Source organism: Dickeya oryzae (genome assembly GCF_009372235.1).
Lineage (GTDB): Bacteria > Pseudomonadota > Gammaproteobacteria > Enterobacterales > Enterobacteriaceae > Dickeya > Dickeya oryzae.
In genome coordinates, this window is sequence record NZ_ML762920.1 from 319,641 (window position 1) to 344,181 (window position 24,541).

Below are 24,541 nucleotides of genomic sequence, written 5' to 3' on the forward strand. Positions count from 1 at the left end.
GGGTGGCTGGCAGCGCGACTACAGTTGGCGAAACTTACTGCGCACGCCGTAGGTTTCTGACGTGATATAGCGTTCGATATGGCGTAAGCGTTGTTCGCTGGCGCTCAATATCGCATCGGCTTGATCGAGCAACGTCTGCGGTGAAGCCTCATCACGTGTCGTCGTGTATGCCTCCGGCGGCGCAGGTTCCAGTACGAAACTGAGAACGATATAAGCGATGACCGTAATCAGAAACAGACCGAAAAAAATCGACAGCACGGCAATAAAACGCACCAGTTTTACCGGCACATCGAAATAGCGCGCCAGCCCGGCACACACGCCTTTAATCATGCCCTCTTCCGGCAGCAGGTAAAGTTTTCGCTCAGCACGGGTGTTCATCAGGATTGTCTCCAGTTGGGATGTTCCGCATCCAGAATCTGTTCCAGCGCCTCAATCCGTTCGCGCATGCGCTGTGCGTCTTGCGTTAACCGGGTCAGCCGCTGCATTTCAGCCTGATCCCACTGAGGCGCACGGCGGCGCTGACTGTAATGCAGCCACAACCACAGCGGTGCGACAAACAGCAGAAACACCGTCAGGGGAATCATTGTCATTACCAGAGCACCCATTTTTTCTCCTTAATTATTATGGTGATGCAGCCTGATTGCCGCCGAAACGGCAACCAGTAATCATTATTCCGCCGGTTTGACTTTCGCTTTCAGCGCAGCCAGTTGCGCATCGATCTCGTCGCTGGTTTTCAGCTCGGCAAACTGTTGATCCAACGATTTTTGTTTACCCAGCCCCACGCTTTCCGCTTCCGCCTCCAGGGTATCGATACGGCGTTCAAACTGCTCAAAACGCGCCATCGCTTCATCCAGTTTACCGCTATCCAACTGGCGACGAATATCACGGGATGAACTGGCGGCCTGATGGCGTAATGTCAGCGCCTGTTGACGGGCGCGGGTTTCGGTCAGTTTATTTTCCAGCTCGCCAATTTCGCGTTTCAGGCGATCCAATGTTTCTTCAACCGCCGCACCCTCTTGCTCCAGTACTGTGACCAGTTCCGTCAGCTTCTGTTTTTCTACCAGCGCCGCTCGCGCCAGGTCTTCACGCTCGCGCCGTAACGCCAGCTCGGCTTTTTCCTGCCATTCCTGCTGCTGGCTGCGCGCCTGTTCAATGCGGCGAGCCAGTTGTTTCTTTTCCGCCAATGCCCGGGCGGAGGTGGAACGCACTTCAACCAGTGTATCTTCCATTTCCTGAATCATCAGCCGCACCAGTTTTTGCGGGTCTTCAGCCTTATCCAGCAAGGCATTGATATTGGCGTTCACGATGTCGGCAAAACGGGAAAAAATACCCATACTCTACTCCTCAATGATTTCCGGCGTCTGCGACGCCCGGTTCGTTATCTCCATCAGCCGTTGCCTGATGACATCCTGACATAATCAAATACTGTGCCAGCTTTTAAAATCATCGTAATCACATGATAAATAATGCGTTATTGATTTTGATATACAATAGACGCGTGCTTTGCTATGGTCAAATTGACCAACAAGTGGTGAAAAACACAAGGCGATATCATGACGCATGGACAGGATTCGTTACTGGGCGAGGCCAACAGTTTTCTGGAGGTGCTGGAGCAGGTGTCTCAGCTGGCACAGCTCAATAAACCGGTGCTGGTGATTGGCGAACGTGGCACCGGTAAAGAACTGATTGCCAGCCGTCTGCATTACCTTTCTCCCCGTTGGCAGGGGCCGTTTATTTCACTTAACTGCGCCGCCCTGAATGACAACCTGCTGGATTCCGAACTGTTCGGTCATGAAGCCGGGGCATTTACCGGCGCACAAAAACGTCATCTGGGCCGTTTTGAGCGTGCCGACGGCGGAACCCTGTTTCTGGATGAACTGGCGACCGCGCCGATGCTGGTGCAGGAAAAGCTGTTGCGGGTGATCGAATACGGCGTACTCGAACGTGTGGGCGGCGGGCAACCGCTACAGGTGGATGTCCGACTGGTGTGCGCCACCAACGAAGACCTGCCCGCGCTGGCGGCACAGGGCAAGTTCCGCGCCGACCTGCTTGACAGGCTGGCGTTCGATGTCGTACACCTGCCGCCACTGCGCCAACGCCAGCAAGACATCATGCTGCTGGCACAGCATTTCGCGGTACAGATGTGCCGGGAATTGGGCTTGCCGCTGTTTCCCGGCTTCAGCCCGCAGGCGGAACGTACCCTGCTGGACTACAGCTGGCCGGGCAATATCCGCGAGCTAAAAAACGTGGTGGAACGCTCGCTATACCGCCATGGTGCCAACCCGAACGCGGTGGACAGCATTATCCTTAACCCGTTTACGCCACTGGCCTCCCCCGCACTGGCGCTCGACTCGCCACACGCGGGGGCGACGGGCTTACCCACGCTGCCGTTGAATCTGCGTGACTGGCAGCACCATCAGGAGCGACAACTGGTAGAGCGGGCGCTCGTTCAGGCGCAGTTTAACCAGCGCAAAGCCGCCGGGTTGCTGACACTCACTTACCATCAGTTTCGCGGCCTGCTGAAAAAGCACGAGATCGGTGCCAGTGACTAACTGTGGTCTGCAAAACCCATAACAGCAATCATCGCCCCGGCGATAAAACCGGGGGCGGTGCGCGTTACCACTCGTCAAACGGGTCGAGCAAATCCTGCCAGCTCTCCACGCCGCCCAGCAGTTCCTCATCGGTGAGCAGGCAGGCATTCAGTTGGGCGGTAATCCACGCCTGATCCAGATGCTGACCAATAAACACAATTTCCTGTCGCATATCACCGAACGGCTCCTGCCATTTCGCCCGAATCGCCGCCAGGGTTTCTTCGTCCTGTGGCCAGCGCTCCGGTGCGACCGCTTTCCAGAACAGACCGGCCAGCCCGTAGCGCAAAATCCCCCCGGCCTGATGCCAGGAACCAGCCTCGAACGGACGGCTCGCCAGCCAGAAAAACCCTTTGGAGCGCAGCAGACGACCCGGCCCCCACTCCTCGCGGCTCAGGAAGTCATAGAAGCGCTGGGGGTGAAACGGCCTGCGTGCCTGATAGACAAAGTTGCCAATTCCATACTCTTCGGTTTCCGGTGTATGGCTACCGCGTAGCTCCTGTAGCCAGCCCGGCGTCATGGCCGCCGTTTGCATATTAAAACGCCCGGTATTTAACACTTCGTCCATCGGCACCTGCCCGTGGGCAATCGGCAGAATTCGTGCGGAGGGATTGAGGGTGTGGAGAATAGCGATCACCTCATCACGCTGGCTGTCGGTCATTTCATCGGTTTTACTGACCAGCAGTACATCGCAAAACTCAATTTGTTCAATCAGCAGGTCGGTGACACTGCGAACATCGTCGTCTCCCAGGCTCTGCCCCACCGATTGCAGGCTTTCCGCCGCCTGATACTGTGCCAGAAAGCTGGCACCATCCACCACGGTGACCATCGTATCCAGGCGGGCGAACTCAGACAGGCATTGCCCTTGTTCGTCTTCAAATGTAAACGTCTCTGCCACCGGCAACGGCTCGGAAATGCCGCTGGACTCAATCAGCAGATAGTCGTAACGCCCGGTGCGAGCCAGTTCGCGCACCGCCACCAGCAAATCTTCCCGCAGGGTGCAGCAGATGCAACCGTTACTCATCGACACCAGCTTTTCCTGGCGGTGATCCAGCGTCACCTCCTGGTTAACCAACTCCGCGTCGATATTCACTTCACTCATGTCATTGACGATCACCGCGACCCGACGTCCCTGACGATTATTCAGAATATGGTTTAGCACCGTGGTTTTCCCGGCCCCCAAAAAGCCGGAGAGTACGGTAACGGGTAAAGGTTGCATGCGAGTGCTCCTGCTCAAAAATGATTGCCCGGCGACCGACTTAGCGCGAGTCACCGCCTGGCTGCGCATACTACCACAAATAAGATATGTTATAACATAACAATTATTACTAATGGGCTGCGCGTTCAGTGGTGTACAAATACCTGCCAGCTGCTGCCGACAACCCCAGCAGTTTGTAGAAAAAACCGGCAGATAAGCGTAAGAAATTGGGTGGAATCACAGAGTGCGGTACACTCTGTGTATTGCCGATTGTCTGAAAAAAACCGTATGTCCGGAAAACACATTCTTATACTGGCGCTGGCCTGGCTGACACAGTCCGCTCTGGCACAGACGCCGACCGTCCCCGACGCGCCGGTGCCCCCTATCCGCCAGAGCGGTTTTGTCTATTGCGTCAACGACGTTCTCAATACCTTCAATCCCCAGATGGCGCGCAGCGGGCTGATGGTGGATACGCTGGCCGCACAGCTCTATGACCGTCTGCTGGGCGTTGACCCTTATACCTACCGGTTGATGCCGGAACTGGCGCAGCACTGGGAAGTCAGCGACAACGGCGCGACCTACCGTTTCACCCTGCGTCGTGATGTGCCGTTCCAGAAGACCGCCTGGTTTACCCCCAGCCGGATGATGAACGCTGACGATGTGTTGTTCAGTTTCCAGCGCATGCTGGATAAAAAGCACCCGTTCCATGATGTCAACGGCGGCGAGTATCCTTACTTCGACAGTCTGCAACTGGCAGATAACATACAAAGCATCCGCAAACTGGGCGATTACACCATCGAGTTCCGTCTGCAAAGCCCTGACGCCTCGTTCCTGTGGCACCTCGCTACCCATTATGCGCCCATCCTGTCGGCGGAATACGCCCAACAACTGACTCGTCAGGACCGCCGGGAATTGCTTGACCGCCAGCCGGTAGGGACTGGCCCTTACCGGCTGGAACAGTATCGCTACGGGCAGTACGTGCGGCTCAAACGCAACGATGACTACTGGCGCGGCGAACCGCGTATGGAGCAGGTGGTTATCGACCTGGGTGCCGGTGGCACCGGTCGCCTGTCAAAACTGTTGACGGGCGAGTGCGACGTGCTGGCCTACCCGGCCGCCAGTCAGTTAAGCATTCTGCGTAATGACCCTCGTTTGCGGCTATCGCTGCGACCGGGGATGAACGTCGCCTATCTGGCGTTTAACGTGCGAAAACCACCGCTGGATGATGCTCGCGTGCGTCACGCCATCGCGCTGGCTATCAATAACGATCGTCTGATGCAGTCGATTTACTACGGCACCGCCGAAACCGCCGCCTCGATTCTGCCGCGCGCCTCCTGGGCTTACGACAATGAAGCGCAGATTTCCGAGTACAACCCGGATAAAGCGCGCCAGTTACTTAAAGAACTGGGCATTCATGGCCTGCAATTGCAATTGTGGGTGCCGAGCGCGTCGCAGTCCTATAACCCCAGCCCGGTGAAAACCGCCGAACTGATTCAGGCTGACCTGGCGCAAATCGGCATTCGGGTGACCATCATGCCGGTAGAGGGCCGTTTTCAGGAAGCGCGCCTGATGGAGATGAACCACGACCTGACGCTGGCCGGTTGGGCGACCGACAGTAACGACCCAGACAGTGTGTTCCGCCCGTTATTGAGCTGTGCCGCTATCCGCTCCCAAACCAACTATGCTCACTGGTGTGATCCCGATTTCGATCAGGTCTTGCAGGACGCGCTCTCTTCCCAGCAACTCTCCCGACGTATGGAGTACTACCGGGTCGCCCATCACATTCTGACCGAGCAGCTGCCGGTACTGCCGCTGGCCTCATCGCTGCGGATGCAGGCCTATCGCTACGACATCAAAGGGCTGGTACTCAGTCCGTTTGGTAACGCCTCCTTCGCCGGTGTTTACCGTGAGGACGGTAGCGATGGTCATAAAGACAAACCGGATGAGCACGCCGTTGATCCGTCTTCCAATGCGCCGATCCAGGGGGAACAGCCGTGATTATCTTTACCCTTCGTCGCTTGTTGTTGTTGCTGGTCACGCTGTTTCTGCTGTCGCTGATCGGCTTTAGTCTGCTGTATTACACCCCACACGCCCCACTGAGCGGGGCGGCGCTGTTCGACGCCTATCGCTTTTATTTCGTCAGCCTGTTGCAGGGGGATTTTGGCGTTTCCAGTATTAACGGACAGCCGATTAGCGAGCAGTTGCGCGATATTTTGCCCGCCACCGTCGAACTGTGTCTGCTGGCGTTTTCGCTGTCGCTGCTGGTGGGTATTCCACTCGGGATCACCACCGGCGTGTTGCAACACAAAGCTGCCGATCGGGTGATCAGCGCGCTGGTACTGCTGGGCTTTTCCTTGCCGGTATTCTGGCTGGCGCTGTTGATGACCTTATTCTTTTCGCTGCATCTGGGCTGGCTGCCGGTGTCGGGTCGTTTCGACCTGCTTTACCCGGTGCCGCCGGTGACCGGTTTTGCGCTGATCGATGCCTGGCTTTCCCATTCCCCCTACCGGGACGAGATGATCGCCAGCGCCATACAGCACATGATTTTGCCGGTGCTGGTGTTGTCGGTCGGCCCGACCACCGAAGTGATTCGCCTGATGCGTATCAGCACCACCGACATCGGCACCCAGAATTACATTAAAGCGGCGATTATCCGTGGGTTACCCCGCGCGACGGTCATCCGCCGTCACCTGTTGCATAACGCCCTGCCGCCGATTATTCCGCAACTGGGGCTGCAATTCTCCACCATGCTGACACTGGAAATGATTACCGAGGTGGTGTTTAACTGGCCGGGCCTTGGCCGCTGGCTGGTCAACGCCATCCGCCAGCAGGATTTTGCGGCGATTTCTGCCGGGGTGATGGTGGTCGGCGCGCTGGTAATCACCATCAACGTACTGTCCGATATCTGGGGCGCCATGACAAACCCGCTGAAACATAAGGAATGGTATGCACTCCGATAACATCTACGGCGAAAAAGCGCTCCCCAGCCGCTGGGTCGATGCCTGGACAGTCTTCCGGCAGGACCGGATGGCGATGGTGGGTTTTTACGGATTCCTGTTGCTGCTGGGGTTATGCCTGTTTGGCAACACACTGGCACCCTACGGGTTGGATCAACAATTTCTCGGCTACCAGTTGCTGCCGCCGTCCTGGTCACGTTATGGCGAAGTGTCGTTTTTTCTCGGCACCGATGACCTGGGGCGCGACCTGCTGAGCCGCTTGCTGAGCGGCACCGCGCCGACCTTCGGCTCGGCGCTGCTGGTTACGCTGGCCGCCACGCTGGTCGGTATTGTGCTCGGCATGCTGGCCGGGGTGACCCACGGCCTGCGTTCTGCGGTACTCAACCATATTCTCGACCCGCTGCTGTCGATTCCCTCGTTACTGCTGGCGATGGTGGTGATCGCGTTTATCGGCCCGCAACTGAGCCACGCCATGCTGGCGGTGTGGATGGCGCTGTTGCCGCGTATGGTGCGCACGATTTATTCCGCTGTGCATGACGAACTGGAAAAAGAGTACGTGACTGCTGCCCGGCTGGATGGTGCCTCCACACTCTACCTGATCTGGTATGCCGTGGTGCCCAACATCCTGCCGATACTGGTCAGTGAAATCACCCGTGCGCTCTCCATCGCCATTCTGGATATCGCCGCACTCGGCTTTCTCAATCTCGGCGCGCAACTCCCCTCCACCGAATGGGGGGTGTTGCTGGGGAATTCACTGGAGCTGGTGTACGCCGCACCGTGGACGGTGATGCTGCCCGGTGCAGCCATTACTGTCAGCGTACTGATCGTTAATCTGCTGGGAGACGGCATTCGCCGCGCCCTGCTCGCTCAAACCGAATAGTGACGGAACTGCATCATGGCATTACTGGAAATTCGTAATCTGACCATTGAATTCCTCACCCCGGATGGCCCGGTGAAAGCGGTGGATCGCGTCAGCGTCAGCCTTACCGAGGGCGAGATTCGCGGGCTGGTGGGGGAATCCGGCTCTGGCAAGAGCCTTATCGCCAAAGCTATCTGCGGCATCAACAAGGAAAACTGGCGGATTACCGCCGACCGTTTCCGCTTCGATGACGTGGATTTGCTCCAGCTCACGCCCCGTCAGCGCCGTAAACTGGTGCGGCACAACATGTCGATGATCTTTCAGGAACCACAATCCTGTCTGGATCCCTCCGCGCGTGTCGGTCGCCAGTTGATGCAATCTATTCCTGGCTGGACGTACAAAGGCCGCTGGTGGCAGCGCATCAACTGGCGCAAACGCCGGGCCATCGAATTGCTGCACCGCGTCGGCATCAAAGACCATAAAGACATTATGCGCAGCTACCCCTATGAACTGACCGAGGGGGAATGCCAGAAGGTGATGATCGCCATAGCACTGGCCAACCAGCCCAGATTGCTGATTGCCGATGAGCCGACCAACGCGATGGAAGCCACGACACAGGCGCAGATTTTCCGCCTGCTTTCCCGGCTTAACCAGAACAACAACACCACCATTTTGTTAATCAGCCACGATTTGCAGACCATGAGCAAATGGGCGGATCGCATCAACGTGTTGTACTGCGGCCAGACAGTGGAAAGCGCGGTCAGCGATGAATTGATCAGTGCGCCGCACCACCCTTACACCCAGGCATTGATCCGCGCCATGCCGGATTTCGGCTGTTCATTACCACACAAGAGCCACCTGAATGCGCTGCCGGGGGCGATTCCGGCGCTGGCGCATCTGCCCGTCGGCTGTCGGCTGGGGCCGCGTTGTCCCTATTCGCAAAAACGCTGTATGACCGCACCGCCGCTCGTTCCGGTGAAAACCCATTGGTACGCCTGCCACTTCCCGCTCAATATGGAGGAATCCTGATGGTGGAAACCCTGCTGGAAGCCCGTAATCTCACCAAAACCTTCCGCTACCGTACTGGCTGGTTCCGACGTCAGCACGTTGAGGCGGTGAAATCGGTGAGTTTTACGCTGCGCGAGCGGCAAACGCTGGCGATCATCGGCGAGAACGGGTCGGGCAAATCCACGCTGGCCAAGATGCTGAGCGGCGTGATCCCCCCCACCTCCGGCGAGCTGGTCATTGACGATCATCCGCTGCAATACGGTGACTATCACTACCGCAGTCAGCGTATTCGCATGATTTTTCAGGATTCAGCCAACTCGCTCAACCCACGCCAGCGGATTGGTCAGCTACTGGAGTTGCCGCTGCGGCTCAATACCAACCTGACGCCGCAAGAGCGGGAAAAAGCCATTAATCTGGCGTTGCGTCAGGTTGGCCTGCGTGCCGACCACGCCACCTACTACCCGCACGCACTGGCGCCGGGTCAGAAACAGCGTATCGGGCTGGCGCGGGCGTTGATTCTGCAACCCAAGGTGATCGTGGCCGACGAAGTGCTGGCGTCACTGGATATGTCGGTACGCTCCCAGATAATCAACCTGATGCTGGAGCTACAGGAGAAACACGGCATCTCCTATATCTACGTTACCCAGCATCTGGGCATGATGAAGCACATCAGCGACCAGATTCTGGTGATGCAGGCGGGCGAAGTGGTCGAACGCGGCAGCACCGCCGATGTGCTGGCATCGCCGTTACACGACCTGACCAAGCGCTTGATCGCCAGTCACTTTGGTGAGGCGCTGAGCGCTGACGCCTGGCGGCGGGACAGTAACCGCCCGTAAAAAACTGTGCTGAAATAGACGACGTCGCCGGGTGAGCCGTGTGGATGGGGTGAAAGCCCCTCCGGCCTCTAGTGGTTGGAGTACCCCTTGGGGCACCATACATGCTAGAATCGCCCAGTTTATTCACATCGATCATGGTAAATAATTATTTTTATTAACGATGATCGCAGTAACAATGATCACAAGGATACTGCCATGGGTTTTCTTAACGGTAAGCGCATTCTGGTAACGGGCGTTGCCAGCAACCGCTCCATCGCATACGGTATCGCACAAGCAATGCATCGTGAAGGTGCAGAACTGGCGTTCACCTACCAGAATGACAAGCTGAAGCCGCGTGTGGATGAGTTTGCCAAAGAGTTTGGTTCGAGCATCGTGTTACCCTGTGATGTGGCAGAAGATGCCAGCATTGAGGCACTGTTCACTGAACTGGCGAAAGTGTGGCCGAACTTTGATGGCTTCGTGCACTCCATCGCTTACGCGCCGGGCGACCAGCTGGATGGCGACTACGTCAACGCCGTTACCCGCGAAGGTTTCTCCATCGCTCACGACATCAGCGCCTACAGCTTTGTCGCAATGGCGAAAGCCTGCCGCAGCATGCTGAACCCGAACTCTGGCCTGATCACCCTGTCCTACCTGGGTGCTGAGCGCGCCATCCCGAACTACAACGTCATGGGTCTGGCTAAAGCCTCTCTGGAAGCTAACGTACGCTATATGGCTAACGCCATGGGCGCGCAGGGTGTTCGCGTCAACGCCATTTCCGCAGGCCCGATCCGTACGCTGGCTGCTTCCGGCATCAAGAACTTCAAGAAGATGCTGTCTCACTGCGAAGCCGTCACGCCGATCCGCCGCGTGGTCACCATTGAAGACGTGGGCAACGCTGCCGCGTTCATGTGTTCTGACCTGGCAGCCGGTATTTCCGGTGAAATCCTGCACGTTGACGGCGGCTTCAACATCGCCGCGATGAACGAGCTGGAACTGGGCGAATAATCACGCCACCTGTGCCGGATTCCGATCTGGCACAGGGTTCGTCCTATCTTGCTCGCCCTTTTCTGCGTTCTCGCCCTTCTTTGCGTTATGTCCCGCTTGTAATTTGATTATCTCGATTATGGCTATTGCCTTGCCACCCGTTCTCGCGTCTTATTGCGGCGGTGAATGTTCGCCCAGCCAGTGCTGTGCGGCGTCAAAGAAATGTTGTGCCAGCATGGTGGCACGCCCGGCTTCGGCAATCACCACCGCGCCGTGTCGTGACATCGGTGTCAGTGCCAACGGCCGCCAGGCCAGTTCCGGGGTCATCTCCGGCAGCAAACTGCCATTGGGTACAATGCCGCACCCCAGCCCGACGAACACACTTTGCATCAATTGCAGTATCGAGGTGCTTTCCACCCGTACTCGTGGCGTCACCCCGGCTTCCCGGAACTGACCGTCCAGATAGCGACGAAAGTAACGGCTGGGTTCCGCCAGACACAACGGCACGGTCGCCAGTTCCGCTAATGTCAGTGGGCCATCTCCCTCTAACGTGGGAAAGTAGTGTGGATGATACAGCAGCGAGGCCCCCTGCTCCGCCAGCGACGAGGCCTGAAAATGTAACTCGCGCAGCGTCGTCAGTTCGAAAAAGCCGATCCCGACATCCACCGTATGGGCGGTGAGTGCTTCCAGTAACTGATCAGCACTAAACAGTGCGACCTGATAATCCATCTCCGGGTAGGTACGGCTGACCTCGGCCAGCAAGGCCGGTACTGCCAGGCTGCATTGTGGCACCGCACCAATGCGCAGCAACCCGCTGGTACCGCGTGCCAGTGATGCCACCTCCAGCTTCAACCCCTGATACACCGACACCATTTCCCGCGCCCAGGCCAGGACCCGCTCGCCTTCGGCGGTAAACCCCTCGAAATTGTTACCCCGATTGATAAGCGACAGCCCCAGTTCCCGCTCCAGGTTCTTCAGTCGCATCGATAACGTCGGCTGGCTGACAAAACTGGCCTCGGCCGCACGGCCAAAATGCCGCTCTTTTTCCAGATTGCACAAGTAGATAAGTTGCTTAATGTCCATCAGGCTCTCCAGCATGTCAGGCTGGGGCAGTATACCACCCCCCCTCTGGCGCAGCAGAGATGACCACCACGATAAACCTCCTCTATCCCGCTATTACCTCCTTTGATTAGACGCCCTGTGACACGCCGCCTACACTCTTGATTAGCAAGCAAAGTTTTAAAGATTTTTTTACATACTAAAAACATCATCACCTGCGTAGCGAATCATGAAATTTAAATCTGCCATTAAGCCATACCGCGCCGCTGCTGGCGGTTGGGGCTCACTGGAAGCCACTACCCGCTTTGTCCTGGACAGCAAGCAAGCGCTGAAAAATATCCGTAATTTGATGCGAGTCAACAAAAGCAAAGGATTCGACTGCCCCGGCTGTGCCTGGGGAGATGACAACAGCAGTACCTTCAGCTTTTGTGAAAACGGTGCCAAGGCGGTCAGTTGGGAAGCCACCCGCAAAGCTGCCGGGCCGGACTTCTTCGCCGAGCACAGCGTCAGTACACTGCGCCGCCAGAGCGATTATTTCCTTGAATATCAAGGCAGACTGACTCACCCGCTGCGTTACGACCCGGAGCGCGACCATTACGTGCCGATAAGCTGGGAGGATGCCTTCGCGCTTATCGCCAGCCACATCCGCACGCTGGAACACCCCGACCAGATGGAGCTTTACACTTCCGGTCGGGCCAGTAACGAAGCCTCGTACCTGTATCAACTGTTCGGCCGTATGGCGGGCACCAATAATTTCCCCGACTGCTCCAACATGTGCCATGAAGCCAGCGGTACCGGGCTGAAACAGAGCATTGGCGTGGGTAAAGGCACGGTACGATTAGCGGATTTCGAACACGCCGACGCCATTTTCGTCTTCGGTCAGAATCCCGGTACCAATCACCCCCGTATGCTGCACAGCTTGCGACATGCCGCCGATCGCGGTGCGCATATCGTGGCGTTTAACACCTTGCGCGAACGGGGTCTGGAACGCTTCGCCAACCCGCAAAACCCGCTGGAGTTGCTGACGCCGCTATCCGGTACCATCAGTGAAACCTACCTGCAACCGCATCTGGGCGGTGACATGGCGGCAGTCCGCGGCATGGTAAAAGCACTGCTGGAAGCCCATCGTCAACGGCTGGACGCGGGAGACGCTGGGCTGTTCGATCAGGACTTTATTAATAAGCATACCGACGGCGTCAACGCCTATCTGCAACAGGTGGATGCCACCTCGTGGGACAACATCGTCCAGCAGTCGGGGCTGAGTGAGGCGCAAATCCGCTATGTCGCCGATATTTACCGGCGCTCTGAGCAGGTGATCTGCACCTGGGCGATGGGGGTGACTCAACACCGTCACTCGGTCGTCACGGTACGGGAAATCGTCAACCTGCAACTGTTGTTCGGTCAGCTCGGCAAGCCGGGCGCGGGTCTATGCCCGGTGCGGGGCCATAGCAATGTGCAGGGTAACCGCACCATGGGGATTGATGAAAAACCCTCTGACGCGATGCTCGACAGTCTGGCACGTCACTTCGGTTTTACCCCGCCGCGCGGCCACGGCCACAATACCGTACAAGCGCTGGAGGCGATGCTGCGTGATGAGGTGCGGGTCTTAATCGCGCTGGGTGGCAATCTGGCCGCCGCCGCGCCGGATACCGATCGCACCGCACAGGCGCTTAGCCGCTGCGAACTGGCGGTGTATATCAGCACCAAACTCAACCGCAGCCACCTGATTACCGCACAGCGTGATACGTTGATTCTGCCGACGCTGGGACGCACCGAACGGGATATGCAGGCCAGTGGCCCACAATTCGTCACCGTCGAGGACTCATTTAGCATGGTGCATGCCTCTGAGGGGATAAGCCCGCCGTTGTCGGACCAACAACGGTCGGAAACGGCCATCGTGGCGGGCATTGCCCACGCCGTTCTCGGCAACGCGCACCTCGACTGGCTGGCGCTGGCAGCCGACTATAACCTGATCCGCGATCACATCGCCGCCACCCTGCCGGGTTTTGCTGACTTCAATCAGCGCTGCGCCGAGCCGGGGGGATTCTGGCTGGGTAACGCCGCCGCCGACTACCGTTTCAACACCGCCACCGGTAAAGCCGGTTTCAGCGCCGCCGCCTTACCCGACAGCGTGGTGCCGGTATACGGTGATACCCCGGCACCGTTTACCCTGCAAACACTGCGTTCCCACGACCAGTACAACACCACGATTTACGGGTTGGATGACCGTTATCGCGGCGTGTACGGCCAGCGCGACGTGCTGTTTATGCACCCGGAGGACATCGCCGCGCTGGGTCTACAAGACGGCGACCGGGTAGATATCGAAACCCTGTGGCATGACCACATCGAGCGTAAAGTCAGCGGGTTTCGGTTGGTCAGCTATAACATTCCTCGCGGTAATCTGGCAGCGTACTATCCAGAAACCAATCCGCTGGTGCCGTTATCCAGCTACGGCGACGATACCTTCACCCCGACGTCCAAATCCGTGCCGGTACGCATTACCCCCAGTGCCGACACCCCGCTGCAACGCATCGCCTGATACCCCTGCCGGGTGGGTTCTTTTCACGCCCGGCTTAATCCCTCATGCTATCCACAACGGGTGTCATGCTGATGCCCGTCAACTGCGACAACAGATTGTTTAGTCGTTATTTGCAACCGCGCCATACTCAAGTAAGATTAACTAAGAAGAGTGTCATCCGTGTCGGTCCCAAGGAGATAAATCATGTTGAAGGCAACCCGTAGGTATCTTCGTGCCGCCGGCAGCGTTTTAGATCTGATGCCAGCGACAGACTATCTGGCAGACATCAACAAGCAAAGTGATGCGCAGAGAATGGCCAGCGATTTTCAGGCCATAGGTGACGACCTAAGAGTAGCGATGAATGCATACGGAAGAAGAAAAGGAATTGCGTCAGGGATTGCAAAACGCTGACACACAGGACAGGGAAAATGAAGAAGCACAGGCGCTTGCCGAAAAGGTCGAGTCTACGCTGATTGAAAATCCGGTATTCCTTGAACGTTTGCTTGCCAGGCCACAGATTCAAGCCATCGTTTCATCTACATTTTTTCGCGGACCGCTTCCCCCTCCAGAAATGCTGAAAGAGTACGATGATATCGTGCCCAACGGCGCTGAAAGGATCATGGCAAAAAGCGAGCGGGAGCAAGCCCATCGTCATCGTCTCACTGAGAAAGGCCTCGACGGTGAGATAAGCAGGGACAAACGCGGGCAGTGGATGGCATTCACCATTACCATGACTATTCTGGCGATCGCGACTTTTTTTGCCTGGAAGGGCGAAATGGTGTTTGCCGGTACGTTAATCACGCTTGATTTAATCGGGCTGGCGTCGGTATTTGTTATCGGAAGATATCGTCCTTCCAATAACAGCGAATAACCCACCAGGCTCCCCCGCGACGCAGTTCAAACACGTCGGCATTGTACAGGCTGTTCATTGCAGCAACGCTTGCCGCCAGCGGCCGATTCGCGTAAAACTGTCTGCCGCTAAAGCCACTATTAACCGCAATTCTGGACGCTATGTTTCAAGATAACCCGCTGCTTGCGCAGCTTAAACAGCAACTCCACTCTCAGACGCCACGAGCGGAAGGTATCGTCAAAGCCACCGACAAAGGATTTGGTTTTCTTGAAGCCGACGCGCAGAAGAGCTATTTCATCCCGCCGCCGCACATGAAGAAAGTGATGCACGGCGACCGCATCATCGTCACGCTGCATACCGAAAAAGAGCGCGAAATCGCGGAGCCGGAATCGCTGGTGGAGCCGTTTCTGACCCGTTTTGTCGGCCGGGTACAGAAAAAAGATGACCGCTTGTCTATCGTGCCGGATCATCCGTTGCTGAAAGACGCCATTCCGTGCCGCCCGGCGCGTGGCGTCGAGCAGGACTTTAAAGAAGGCGATTGGGCGGTCGCGGAAATGCGCCGTCATCCGTTAAAAGGCGATCGAGGTTTCTTTGCTGACCTGACCCAGTACATTACTACCGGCGATGACCCGCTGGCCCCCTGGTGGGTGACGCTGTCGCGCCATAATCTGGAGCGCGAAGCGCCGAATGCCGACGCGGCCGAACTCGACGACGGGGCGCTTGAGCGTGAAGACCTGACCGGGCTGGACTTTGTCACTATCGACAGCGCCAGCACCGAAGACATGGATGACGCCTTGTACGTGCAGGACAACGGCGACGGTACGCTGGAGATGACGGTGGCTATCGCCGACCCGACCGCTTACGTGCGTGCCGATAGCGAACTGGACAGCATTGCCCGTCAACGTGCGTTTACCAACTATCTGCCCGGCTTTAACATTCCGATGCTGCCGCGCCACTTGTCAGACGACATCTGCTCGCTGCGCCCGAACGAACGCCGTCCGGTGCTGGCCTGCCGCATGACCGTCGCCGCTGATGGCGCACTGAGCCAGATTCGCTTCTTTGCCGCCTGGATCGAATCGCGCGCCAAACTGGTGTACGACGAGGTGTCGGACTGGCTGGAGCAGCGTGGCGACTGGCAGCCGCAGAGCGATAACATCGCCAGCCAAATTCGTCTGTTGCATCGCGTGTGTCAGGCGCGCAGTGCCTGGCGCTCCACCCATGCGCTGGTGTTCCGCGACCGCCCGGATTATCGCTTCCTGTTAGGCGAGAAAGGTGAAGTGCTGGATATCGTTACCGAACCACGTCGTATCGCTAACCGCATCGTGGAAGAAGCGATGATCGCCGCCAACGTCTGCGCGGCACAGGTACTGCGCGATACCGTCGGTTTCGGCATTTACAACGTCCACACCGGCTTCGATCCGGTCAGTATTGACCAGGCGGTTGCCGTGCTGGAGAGCAACGGGATTCATGCTGAGGCTCAGCAACTGCTGACACTGGAAGGCTTCTGTATCCTGCGTCGTGAACTGGATGCCCAACCGACCCAGTTCCTCGATAGCCGTATCCGTCGTTTCCAGACATTTGCAGAAATCAGCACCGCTCCCGGTCCACACTTTGGCCTGGGTCTGGAGGCTTACGCCACCTGGACGTCACCGATTCGTAAATACGGCGATATGGTTAACCATCGTCTGCTCAAGGCTGTCATCACCCATACCGCGGCAGACAAACCGCAGGATGAGGTCACGCAGCAGTTGGCTGAACGTCGTCGTCTTAACCGTATGGCCGAGCGTGACGTCAGTGACTGGTTGTACGCCCGTTTCCTGAAAGACAAAGCCGGTACCGACACCCGCTTTACCGCCGAGATTATGGATGTCAATCGTGGCGGCTTGCGTGTACGTCTGCTGGAAAACGGCGCTTCTGCCTTCATTCCTGCCTCGTTTATCCACGCGGTACGCGACGAACTGGTTTGCAGTCAGGAAACCGGCATTGTGACGGTGAAAGGCGAACCCGTCTATCGCCAAAGCGATTCCCTGACGGTGGTATTAACCGAAGTGCGGCTTGAAACGCGCAGCATTATCGCCAAACCCGCCGCCTAATCCGCGTCCGTATCACGCCACCCCACCGGGTGGCGTTTTTTTTATCGCCGGGAGCATGCCGCCCGCCCCTGTAACAGAGAGCAACATAACGGAGAGGTGAACATGAAAAGAATCACACTGGGAACAAGCACCCTGTCAGTACCGAATATTGCGCTGGGTTGTATGCGGCTGGCGGGCAAGACACAGCAGGAAGCGGCCACGGTGTTGCAAACGGCGCTTGATGCCGGTATCGATTTCTTTGACCACGCCGATATCTACGGCGGTGGCCGTTCCGAGGAGATGTTTGCCGCCGCGGCGCGTCAGGCGGGCATCACCCGAGATCAGGTACTGCTGCAAAGCAAATGCGGTATCCGTCCCGGTTTTTTCGATTTCTCCAAAGCGCACATTATTGCGTCGGTCGAAGGTAGCCTGAAACGCCTGAACACGGATTACCTCGATACCCTGCTGCTACACCGCCCGGATACACTGTGCGAGCCGGATGAAGTCGCCGCCGCCTTTGACGCCTTAGAAACCAGCGGTAAGGTGCGCTATTTTGGCGTCAGCAATCAGCACCCGTTGCAGGTTGAACTACTGAAAAGTGCAGTGCGCCAGCCGCTGCTGACTAACCAGTTGCAGTTGAGCATTATGCACACGCCAATGATTGACGCGGGTTTCAACGTCAATATGACCCATGCGCCGTCACTGCACCACGATGGCATGGTGTTGGAATACAGTCGTTTGCAGAAGATGACCATTCAGGCCTGGTCGCCCTTCCAGTACGGCTTCTTTGACGGTGTATTCGTGGATAACGATAAATTTCCGCAGCTCAATGCCACGCTTCAGCATATCGCCAGCGAGCACGGCGTATCCACCACTGCGCTGGCGGCGGCCTGGATCCTGTGTCACCCGGCCAGCATGCAGGTGATTGTCGGCAGCATGGACCCACAGCGTCTGCAAGACATCGCCACCGCCTCTGAACTGCGCATCAGCCGCGAAGAGTGGTATGAAATTTACCGTGCGGCGGGTAACAAGCTGCCCTGACCTGCCTTTACCGCACATTTACTGTGTCTTTATCGTGCCTTGCCCGGCTCTCGCCGGGCTTACCGCACCGGGCCATTCCCCTCATCGCCCCATTTATCTCTGATTGAAAATACAGATAACTGCTTTATTCGTAACAAAAATATATCTTTGCTCACATTTTTATCTTGTTATGACCACGCTGATTAATCGCTGCACTATGGTTATTTATTGATATCACAATATTTCCTGTTATCCCGCAGTGGATACGATTCGAGTATTGCGGGTGTCTTGCCGTATTCGTTACGCCAAAAGGTACGTTGACAGGGTGCCGGGATTATCGACGACCGGGAATCATAACCAGTCAGGAGTCAGTGAGATGAAAACGATCAAGAGCGTGTCTATCTGGATAGCTGTTGCTATAGCCGGCGCCGTGGCGTTTGCCATGCTGGCGCTGAGTCAGGGAGAGCATGTGAGCGCCGTCTGGCTGGTCATCGCCGCCGTCGCGTGCTACAGCATTGCCTACCGTTTTTATAGCTTGTTTATTGCGCGTCGGGTGTTTGAATTGGATGACCGCCGTTTAACCCCGGCGGAGCGTCACAACGATGGTCTGGATTACGTTCCCACCAACAAGTGGGTGTTATTCGGCCACCATTTTGCCGCTATCGCCGGTGCTGGTCCATTGGTGGGGCCGATTCTGGCGGCGCAAATGGGTTTTCTGCCGGGTACGCTGTGGATCCTGATCGGCGTGATGCTGGCAGGTGCCGTGCAGGACTTTCTGGTGCTGTTCATCTCCACGCGTCGTGATGGTCGCTCATTAGGCGAGATGGCGCGTCAGGAATTAGGGTCGTTCGCCGGGGTCGTCACCATGCTGGGCGCACTGGGCGTAATGATCATCATCCTGTCGGCGCTGGCGCTGGTGGTGGTTAAAGCGTTGACCAACAGCCCGTGGGGGGTCTTCACCATTGCGGCCACCATCCCAATTGCGCTGTTTATGGGGGTCTACATGCGCTTTCTGCGACCGGGCAAGATTGCCGAGGTGTCGCTGATAGGCTTTGTGCTGATGATGATGGCGATTGTCTACGGTGGCGACATTGCCGTCCATCCTTACTGGGGACCGTTTTTTACCCTGAAAGGCACCACCCTGACCTGGGTGCTGGTGATTTACGGATTCATTGCCTCGGTCCTGCCGGTCTGGTTGTTGCTGGCACCGCGCGATTACCTGTCCACCTTCCTGAAAATCGGCGTGATCGTCGGGCTGGCGATCGGCATCCTGTTTGCCATGCCTGAACTGAAAATGCCTGCGGTTTCACGCTTTATTGACGGCAGTGGGCCGGTGTTCTCAGGCAGCCTGTTCCCGTTCCTGTTTATTACCATCGCCTGCGGCGCTATCTCCGGCTTCCACGCTCTGGTATCCAGCGGTACCACGCCCAAACTGGTTGAGCGCGAAAGTCATATCCGTTTCATCGGTTATGGCGCGATGCTGATGGAGTCTTTCGTCGCCATCATGGCGCTGATTTGCGCCTCGGTGATCGACCCCGGTGTCTATTTCGCCATGAATGCGCCCGCCGCACTGATCGGCACCACGGTGGAAAGCGCCGCGCAGGTGGTCAGCGGCTGGGGCTTTGTCATCACACCGGCTGATCTTAGCAGCATCGCCAAAGACGTCGGTGAAGCCTCGATTTTGTCACGCGCCGGTGGCGCACCAACGTTTGCCGTCGGCATGGCACACATCATTACCGACATTTTCAATAGCCGGGCCATGATGGCTTTCTGGTATCACTTCGCCATTCTGTTCGAAGCGCTGTTTATCCTGACCGCCGTTGACGCCGGTACCCGTGCCTGCCGCTTCATGGTGCAGGATCTGGCAGGGTTGGTGGTGCCGGGGATGGGGAAAAGTCACTCCTGGCTGGGCAACATGGCCGGTACCACCGTGGCGGTGGCGGGCTGGGGCTTCTTCGTCTATCAGGGGGTGATCGACCCGTTGGGCGGTATCAACACCTTGTGGCCGCTGTTTGGTATTGGTAACCAGATGCTGGCCTCAATGGCGCTGATCCTCGGCACGGTCGTGCTGTTCAAGATGAAAAAACAGCGTTACGCCTGGGTGACGATACTGCCTACCGCCTGGCTGTTTATCACCTCGATGACCGCAGGCTGGCAGAAGATTTTCCACGAAAAACCCAGTATCGGTTTTCTGGCGCAGGCGAAACGCTTCTCGACAGGTATCGAGTCCGGCACCCTGATAGCACCGGCCAAGAACATGCAGGACATGGCAACCATCGTGTTCAGTAATCAGATCAACGCCATCCTGTGCGGCTTCTTTATGCTGGTGGCGGTCACCATGCTGGTCGCTGCGTTCTTCGCTATCCGGCGTGCATTACACAGTCACAGCCCCACCACACACGAGACCACAGCCGCCTGGCGACAGGAGGCGCATAACAATTGATCCCTTTCGGGGAGTTAATCCCTTTCGGGTGAAATGTCACACCGCTCACGCCCCCTTGCCAGAGGGCGTGAGCGCTATTTTAGTGGTGTGCTACTTAGTGGTATACGGCTTAGTGGTGTACGGCTTAGCGATGTGCTGCCTGCTGCGATTGTTCTTGCTCCAGCGTTCCCTCTTCTTGTGCGACGGTGCCATCGCCACCTTTGACATGCTTTGACCACATCGCGGTGATGATCGGTACCAGAACCGACGTCACAATCACCGATGTCGCCACCAGTGTCGTGGCTGCCGGTGCCACAGGTTTAAACGCCGGAACCATTTCCGCAATCAGCACCGGTGTCGCCACTGCTGCCCCTGCTGAACTGGACGCGGCAATCCCCGCGGTACCGTCACCGCCACCCAGCAACTTGTCCGCCACCATCAACGGGATACCGGTAATGATGATCACCGCAACACCTAACATAACCCCCAGGAACCCGGTCTGACCGATAACGCTCAAATCAATGGTATTGCCCAGCGCGAAAGCAAAAAAAGGAATGAGCGTCTGCACCGAACGGCTGAAAAACTCACGCAATTCCGGATCCAGATTCCCCAGTACAAACCCCACCAGAAACGGCAACACCGCACCGACAAAGACATGCGGTTCAAACGAGGCGATACCGGCGGTACCGAGGATCACCATCGTCATCAGTGGGCCAGACTCCAGCGACATCAGCACGAACGCGCCGGATTCTTCTTTGGTGCCATATTGCTGCATGATGGACGCATACAACCCGCCATTGGTCATATCCATCGCCGCCACCAGCGCCAGTGTGGACAACCCGGCAAAAAAGCCCGCTTCCACCCCATGCTCCGGCAGCAGACGTGACGCGAGGGCGGCCACCACCCAGGCTACCGCAATTTTCGTCACCACCAGCGTGCCCGATTTACGCAATACCGTTGCGGTGGCACTCAGCCGAATCGATGCCCCCATGCAGAAAAACCACACCGCCAGAATCGGCACCGTGCCGCTGATCAAACCGTTGGTAAACGACCCGAAATACTTGCCAGCACCCGGCGCAAAGGTATGACATAACGCGCCAAGAAATAGCGGCACCAGCATCATGCCACCCGGAATCTTTTCAATAGAACGTTTGATATGCATAGGATTCATTGCCTGAAAAAGGGACAGAAACCATGAGCAATACAGACGCGCCTGTCATGACCAGCACTACCGCCCAGACTGCGCATTCATGACGTAATACGGCCTGTTCAGCCCACCCGAAGCAGGGCCGAGTCATCCCCCTGAACTACATCGCCCCCTTTGAGCGCCAGCATTGGCGATGTAGAAAATCGGCAATGAAGAGGCGTCGATGATGAAGAATATAGCCGGGAGGACACGCCCCCATACTTCTCAGTGCTGAAGGTAGTCGTTTAATGATGAGAGAAAAGTGATCATTGGCAAGCAAATGAAACGATGTTTCTTTTTTTAAGATCTGCCATTTTGTTTATTTCGCAATGGAGAAAAAGATATCTATCCCCCATTGCGAGAGGTAAAGCGCGTATGACGGGCAACCAGCGCGTGACGGTTAGATCCCTGATGAATCACTGCCCGTAGTAAGCGTTCTTACCGTGTTTACGCAGATAATGCTTATCCAACAACGTGGATTGCATTGGTTCCAATGCTGGGGTCAGTTGACGCGAGAAAATCCCCATGTAAGCGATTTCTTCCAGCACCACGGCATTGTGCACCGCGTTATGCGCATCCGTTCCCCAGGCAAACGGGCCGTGGGCATTGACCAGCACCGCCGGAATATCTTGTGGTGACAGGCCGCGTTCACGAAACGTCTCGACAATGACCTGCCCGGTTTCCCACTCATAACGCCCGTTGATTTCTGCCTCGGTCATCAATCGGGTGCAGGGAATCGGCCCATAGAAATAATCGGCGTGGGTGGTCCCCCACGGCGGTAAATCCTTACCCGCCTGTGACCAGATAGTGGCATGGCGTGAGTGGGTATGGACAATTCCGCCCAACGATGAGAAAGCCAGATATAACACGCGGTGGGTATCGGTGTCAGACGAGGGCTTACGCTGCCCTTCCACAACCCGGCCACTTTCCAGTTCAACGACAACCATGTCTTGCGCGGTCATCACGTCGTACTCGACACCTGAGGGTTTGATCACCATCAGACCGCGCTCACGATCCACCGCGCTCACGTTTCCCCAGGTGAAGGTCACCAGTTGATGCCGGGGTAAAGCCAGATTAGCTTCAAGCACCTGAATTTTAAGTTCTTCCAACATCATCCGCCCTCCTGTGTGGTTTGCCCTATTCTCACGTTGGGCTACCGGCACAGGTATGGGCTGAATGGCTGAAAAACGGGCTGTGTTCTGCTGGGACGACAGGAAAGGGATCACAGCGACACCGAAGGCGTGCCTGAAAGCGGGTCGTATTGTCGCCATCGCCGCCAGCCTACTGTGAATTAAGAGTTTTTCACCTGTTACGCCCCCTGCCGATAATTATACTGGCAGACAGATAGACACAGCACGTCACGGCAAGTCATCGCGCACTGTCATAACGCCCCTTGCCACGACAATAACATTGTTCATGGCCGTGATAACCCGCTGCCGTGACAGGTGAACAACCGGAGAAGAACCATGCAAATCAATAAAAAATTCACAACCGCCGTTCTGGCTATGGTGATCGTCAGTACACTGGCAGGCTGTGCCGGTATGAACAAACGGCAACGAAATACCGCCATCGGCGCGGGGATTGGCGCACTCGGCGGCGCGGTATTGACCAACGGCAGCGCCCTCGGCACGGTTGGCGGCGCGGCGGTAGGTGGCATCATCGGTCACCAGACGACCCGATAACCAGCCCGCAAAACACACAGGCTCCCAAGGGAGCCTGTGTGTTTTTATACTGCTATGTTCATATGGCTATTTTCATGCTGTTATCAATGCCTGTCGCGCCACAGAGAAGGTTAGCCTCCAGCCAGCTTGACCTTCATCCCTTTGGCTTCCAGCAACTGCTTGAGTTGATCGCGTTTGTCGCCCTGAATTTCGATCACCCCGTCTTTAACCGCACCGCCACAACCGCACTTCTTTTTCAGTTCTGCTGCCAGCAAGTCCAGCGCCGCGTCATCCAGATCGATACCGGTAATCAGGCAAACGCCCTTACCTTTGCGACCACTGGTCTGGCGTTGAATGCGCACAATGCCGTCGCCTTTCGGACGGGCCGCTTTCTGCTCGGGTTCATCAATTCGCCCGGTTTCGGTGGAATACACCAGTCGGCTGTTATCGTCGCGCATTATTTCTCTCCCAGCGAAGCCAAAATCGTTTTCAGGGTCAGCGCCGGATCAGCGGACTGGGTAATAGGACGGCCAATCACCATGTAATCCACACCGGCGTGTTGTGCCTGCTGCGGCGTCATAATCCGACGCTGATCGCCAGCATCGCTGCCCGCCGGGCGAATACCAGGGGTCACCAGCCGGAAATCCGCACCGCACACCTGCTTGAGCCGCACGGCTTCATGGGCAGAACACACCACCCCATCCAGACCGCACTGCTGGGTCAACCGCGCCAGTTTTTCTGCCTGCTCGGCCGGAGAGAGCGTAATCCCCAGTCCCTGCAAGTCCGCGTCATCCATGCTGGTCAGTACCGTCACGGCTATCAGTAACGGCGCGTCGCTCCCAAACGGCACCAGCGCCTCACGGGCGGCTGTCATCATGCGAGCCCCACCGCTGGCATGGACATTCACCATCCATACTCCCAACTCTGCCGCAGCGGCGACAGCTCTGGCCGTGGTGTTGGGAATATCGTGAAACTTAAGATCGAGAAACACCTCAAAACCACGCTGTTGCAAATCGCTGACCAGTTGCGGCCCGAACAACGTGAACATCTCTTTGCCGACCTTCAGCCGACAGTCACGTGGATCGATACGGTCGACAAACGCATAGGCGGCATGTTGATCGGCGTAATCCAGCGCCACAATGATCGGCGAGCCTGAAGCCGTGATATGCGAAGGCGTCGTATTCGAAGAGATGATTGGGCTGTTCACTGGTATGCTCCCGTCGTTAAGCGTGAGTGAGTTAATCATTTTATGGCGCGCATTCTACCCGCCCCTGCTCCTAAATGCCAAACCGCGCCGATGCCTAACCCAGCGTAGCGTTGACAGGCCTTTAGTATGTTGTA

The 24,541-nt window shown here is 56.9% G+C and carries 23 protein-coding genes; 14 read left to right on the forward strand and 9 right to left on the reverse strand.

Features of this window, described 5'->3' with window-relative positions; translation table 11 throughout:
- Positions 1-18: 18 nt before the first annotated feature.
- The 3 genes from pspC to pspA form a co-directional block, all read right to left on the reverse strand.
- Positions 19-378 carry an envelope stress response membrane protein PspC gene (gene pspC / locus FAZ14_RS01380; RefSeq protein ID WP_012884404.1) on the reverse strand — a complete coding sequence of 120 codons (360 nt, stop codon included), beginning with the start codon at positions 376-378 and terminating at the stop codon, positions 19-21.
- Positions 378-605 carry an envelope stress response membrane protein PspB gene (gene pspB / locus FAZ14_RS01385; RefSeq protein WP_012884403.1) on the reverse strand — a complete coding sequence of 76 codons (228 nt, stop codon included), beginning with the start codon at positions 603-605 and terminating at the stop codon, positions 378-380. Before pspB ends, pspC begins: the two co-directional genes overlap by 1 nt.
- A gap of 63 nt (positions 606-668) precedes the next feature.
- Entirely contained in the window at positions 669-1,334 is a 666-nt protein-coding gene (gene pspA / locus FAZ14_RS01390; protein ID WP_016942465.1) for a phage shock protein PspA, read from the reverse strand.
- A 219-nt stretch (positions 1,335-1,553) separates the two neighbouring features.
- On the opposite strand from pspA, the gene pspF reads away from it, so the two are divergent.
- Positions 1,554-2,552, forward strand: a complete 999-nt coding sequence (gene pspF, locus FAZ14_RS01395) for a phage shock protein operon transcriptional activator (protein ID WP_153507937.1) — start codon at positions 1,554-1,556, stop codon at positions 2,550-2,552.
- A 64-nt stretch (positions 2,553-2,616) separates the two neighbouring features.
- Here the strand turns inward: pspF and zigA are convergent, their stop codons facing one another.
- The gene (zigA, locus tag FAZ14_RS01400; protein WP_153507938.1) at positions 2,617-3,807 is read right to left on the reverse strand and encodes a zinc metallochaperone GTPase ZigA; all 1,191 of its coding nucleotides are present in this window, start codon (positions 3,805-3,807) and stop codon (positions 2,617-2,619) included.
- A 267-nt stretch (positions 3,808-4,074) separates the two neighbouring features.
- On the opposite strand from zigA, the gene sapA reads away from it, so the two are divergent.
- The 6 genes from sapA (at position 4,075) to fabI (ending at position 10,433) form a co-directional block, all read left to right on the forward strand.
- A complete protein-coding gene (gene sapA / locus FAZ14_RS01405; protein WP_020477053.1) occupies positions 4,075-5,784 on the forward strand; it encodes an ABC transporter substrate-binding protein SapA in 1,710 nt (569 codons plus the stop codon).
- Positions 5,781-6,746, forward strand: coding sequence for a putrescine export ABC transporter permease SapB (gene sapB, locus FAZ14_RS01410; RefSeq protein ID WP_016942469.1), 966 nt, complete (start codon positions 5,781-5,783; stop codon positions 6,744-6,746). Before sapA ends, sapB begins: the two co-directional genes overlap by 4 nt.
- On the forward strand, positions 6,733-7,623 hold the full coding sequence (gene sapC, locus FAZ14_RS01415) for a putrescine export ABC transporter permease SapC (protein WP_153507939.1): 891 nt from the start codon (positions 6,733-6,735) through the stop codon (positions 7,621-7,623). Before sapB ends, sapC begins: the two co-directional genes overlap by 14 nt.
- 15 nt (positions 7,624-7,638) lie before the next feature.
- Positions 7,639-8,631, forward strand: coding sequence for a putrescine export ABC transporter ATP-binding protein SapD (gene sapD / locus FAZ14_RS01420; protein WP_153507940.1), 993 nt, complete (start codon positions 7,639-7,641; stop codon positions 8,629-8,631).
- Complete coding sequence (gene sapF / locus FAZ14_RS01425; RefSeq protein ID WP_016942472.1) at positions 8,631-9,446, forward strand: putrescine export ABC transporter ATP-binding protein SapF; 816 nt, start codon at positions 8,631-8,633, stop codon at positions 9,444-9,446. Before sapD ends, sapF begins: the two co-directional genes overlap by 1 nt.
- Before the next feature lie 195 nt (positions 9,447-9,641).
- Positions 9,642-10,433, forward strand: a complete 792-nt coding sequence (fabI, locus tag FAZ14_RS01430) for an enoyl-ACP reductase FabI (RefSeq protein ID WP_012884394.1) — start codon at positions 9,642-9,644, stop codon at positions 10,431-10,433.
- A gap of 150 nt (positions 10,434-10,583) precedes the next feature.
- On the opposite strand, the gene FAZ14_RS01435 is transcribed toward fabI, so the two are convergent.
- Positions 10,584-11,495, reverse strand: coding sequence for a LysR family transcriptional regulator (locus tag FAZ14_RS01435; protein WP_153507941.1), 912 nt, complete (start codon positions 11,493-11,495; stop codon positions 10,584-10,586).
- 205 nt (positions 11,496-11,700) lie between these two features.
- On the opposite strand from FAZ14_RS01435, the gene FAZ14_RS01440 reads away from it, so the two are divergent.
- The 6 genes from FAZ14_RS01440 (at position 11,701) to FAZ14_RS01465 (ending at position 20,374) form a co-directional block, all read left to right on the forward strand.
- Complete coding sequence (locus FAZ14_RS01440) at positions 11,701-14,010, forward strand: FdhF/YdeP family oxidoreductase (RefSeq protein ID WP_153507942.1); 2,310 nt, start codon at positions 11,701-11,703, stop codon at positions 14,008-14,010.
- Positions 14,011-14,193: 183 nt separating this feature from the next.
- Positions 14,194-14,400 carry a hypothetical protein gene (locus tag FAZ14_RS01445; RefSeq protein WP_038926201.1) on the forward strand — a complete coding sequence of 69 codons (207 nt, stop codon included), beginning with the start codon at positions 14,194-14,196 and terminating at the stop codon, positions 14,398-14,400.
- A complete protein-coding gene (locus FAZ14_RS01450) occupies positions 14,387-14,860 on the forward strand; it encodes a DUF2335 domain-containing protein (RefSeq protein WP_016942476.1) in 474 nt (157 codons plus the stop codon). Before FAZ14_RS01445 ends, FAZ14_RS01450 begins: the two co-directional genes overlap by 14 nt.
- 140 nt (positions 14,861-15,000) lie before the next feature.
- Entirely contained in the window at positions 15,001-16,932 is a 1,932-nt protein-coding gene (locus tag FAZ14_RS01455; RefSeq protein ID WP_016942477.1) for an exoribonuclease II, read from the forward strand.
- A 102-nt stretch (positions 16,933-17,034) separates the two neighbouring features.
- A complete protein-coding gene (locus FAZ14_RS01460; RefSeq protein ID WP_153507943.1) occupies positions 17,035-17,952 on the forward strand; it encodes an aldo/keto reductase in 918 nt (305 codons plus the stop codon).
- Positions 17,953-18,307: 355 nt separating this feature from the next.
- The gene (locus tag FAZ14_RS01465; RefSeq protein ID WP_153507944.1) at positions 18,308-20,374 is read left to right on the forward strand and encodes a carbon starvation CstA family protein; all 2,067 of its coding nucleotides are present in this window, start codon (positions 18,308-18,310) and stop codon (positions 20,372-20,374) included.
- Positions 20,375-20,498: 124 nt separating this feature from the next.
- Here FAZ14_RS01465 and kdgT read toward each other — a convergent pair whose 3' ends face one another.
- Together kdgT and araD are read right to left on the reverse strand one after the other, a co-directional pair.
- Positions 20,499-21,515 (reverse strand): 2-keto-3-deoxygluconate transporter, encoded by a 1,017-nt coding sequence (gene kdgT / locus FAZ14_RS01470; protein ID WP_153507945.1) that lies wholly within the window; start codon positions 21,513-21,515, stop codon positions 20,499-20,501.
- 440 nt (positions 21,516-21,955) lie between these two features.
- Positions 21,956-22,651 carry an L-ribulose-5-phosphate 4-epimerase gene (gene araD / locus FAZ14_RS01475; protein ID WP_029456472.1) on the reverse strand — a complete coding sequence of 232 codons (696 nt, stop codon included), beginning with the start codon at positions 22,649-22,651 and terminating at the stop codon, positions 21,956-21,958.
- 354 nt (positions 22,652-23,005) lie between these two features.
- Between araD and osmB the strand changes: the two genes are divergently transcribed.
- Entirely contained in the window at positions 23,006-23,221 is a 216-nt protein-coding gene (osmB, locus tag FAZ14_RS01480; protein WP_016942482.1) for an osmotically-inducible lipoprotein OsmB, read from the forward strand.
- A gap of 110 nt (positions 23,222-23,331) precedes the next feature.
- Here the strand turns inward: osmB and yciH are convergent, their stop codons facing one another.
- Positions 23,332-23,658: a stress response translation initiation inhibitor YciH gene (gene yciH / locus FAZ14_RS01485; RefSeq protein WP_038926196.1), complete on the reverse strand. Its 327-nt coding sequence runs from the start codon at positions 23,656-23,658 to the stop codon at positions 23,332-23,334.
- Positions 23,658-24,407 carry an orotidine-5'-phosphate decarboxylase gene (gene pyrF / locus FAZ14_RS01490; RefSeq protein WP_153507946.1) on the reverse strand — a complete coding sequence of 250 codons (750 nt, stop codon included), beginning with the start codon at positions 24,405-24,407 and terminating at the stop codon, positions 23,658-23,660. The genes yciH and pyrF overlap by 1 nt, the downstream gene beginning before the upstream one ends.
- Between the last annotated feature and the right edge of the window lie 134 nt (positions 24,408-24,541).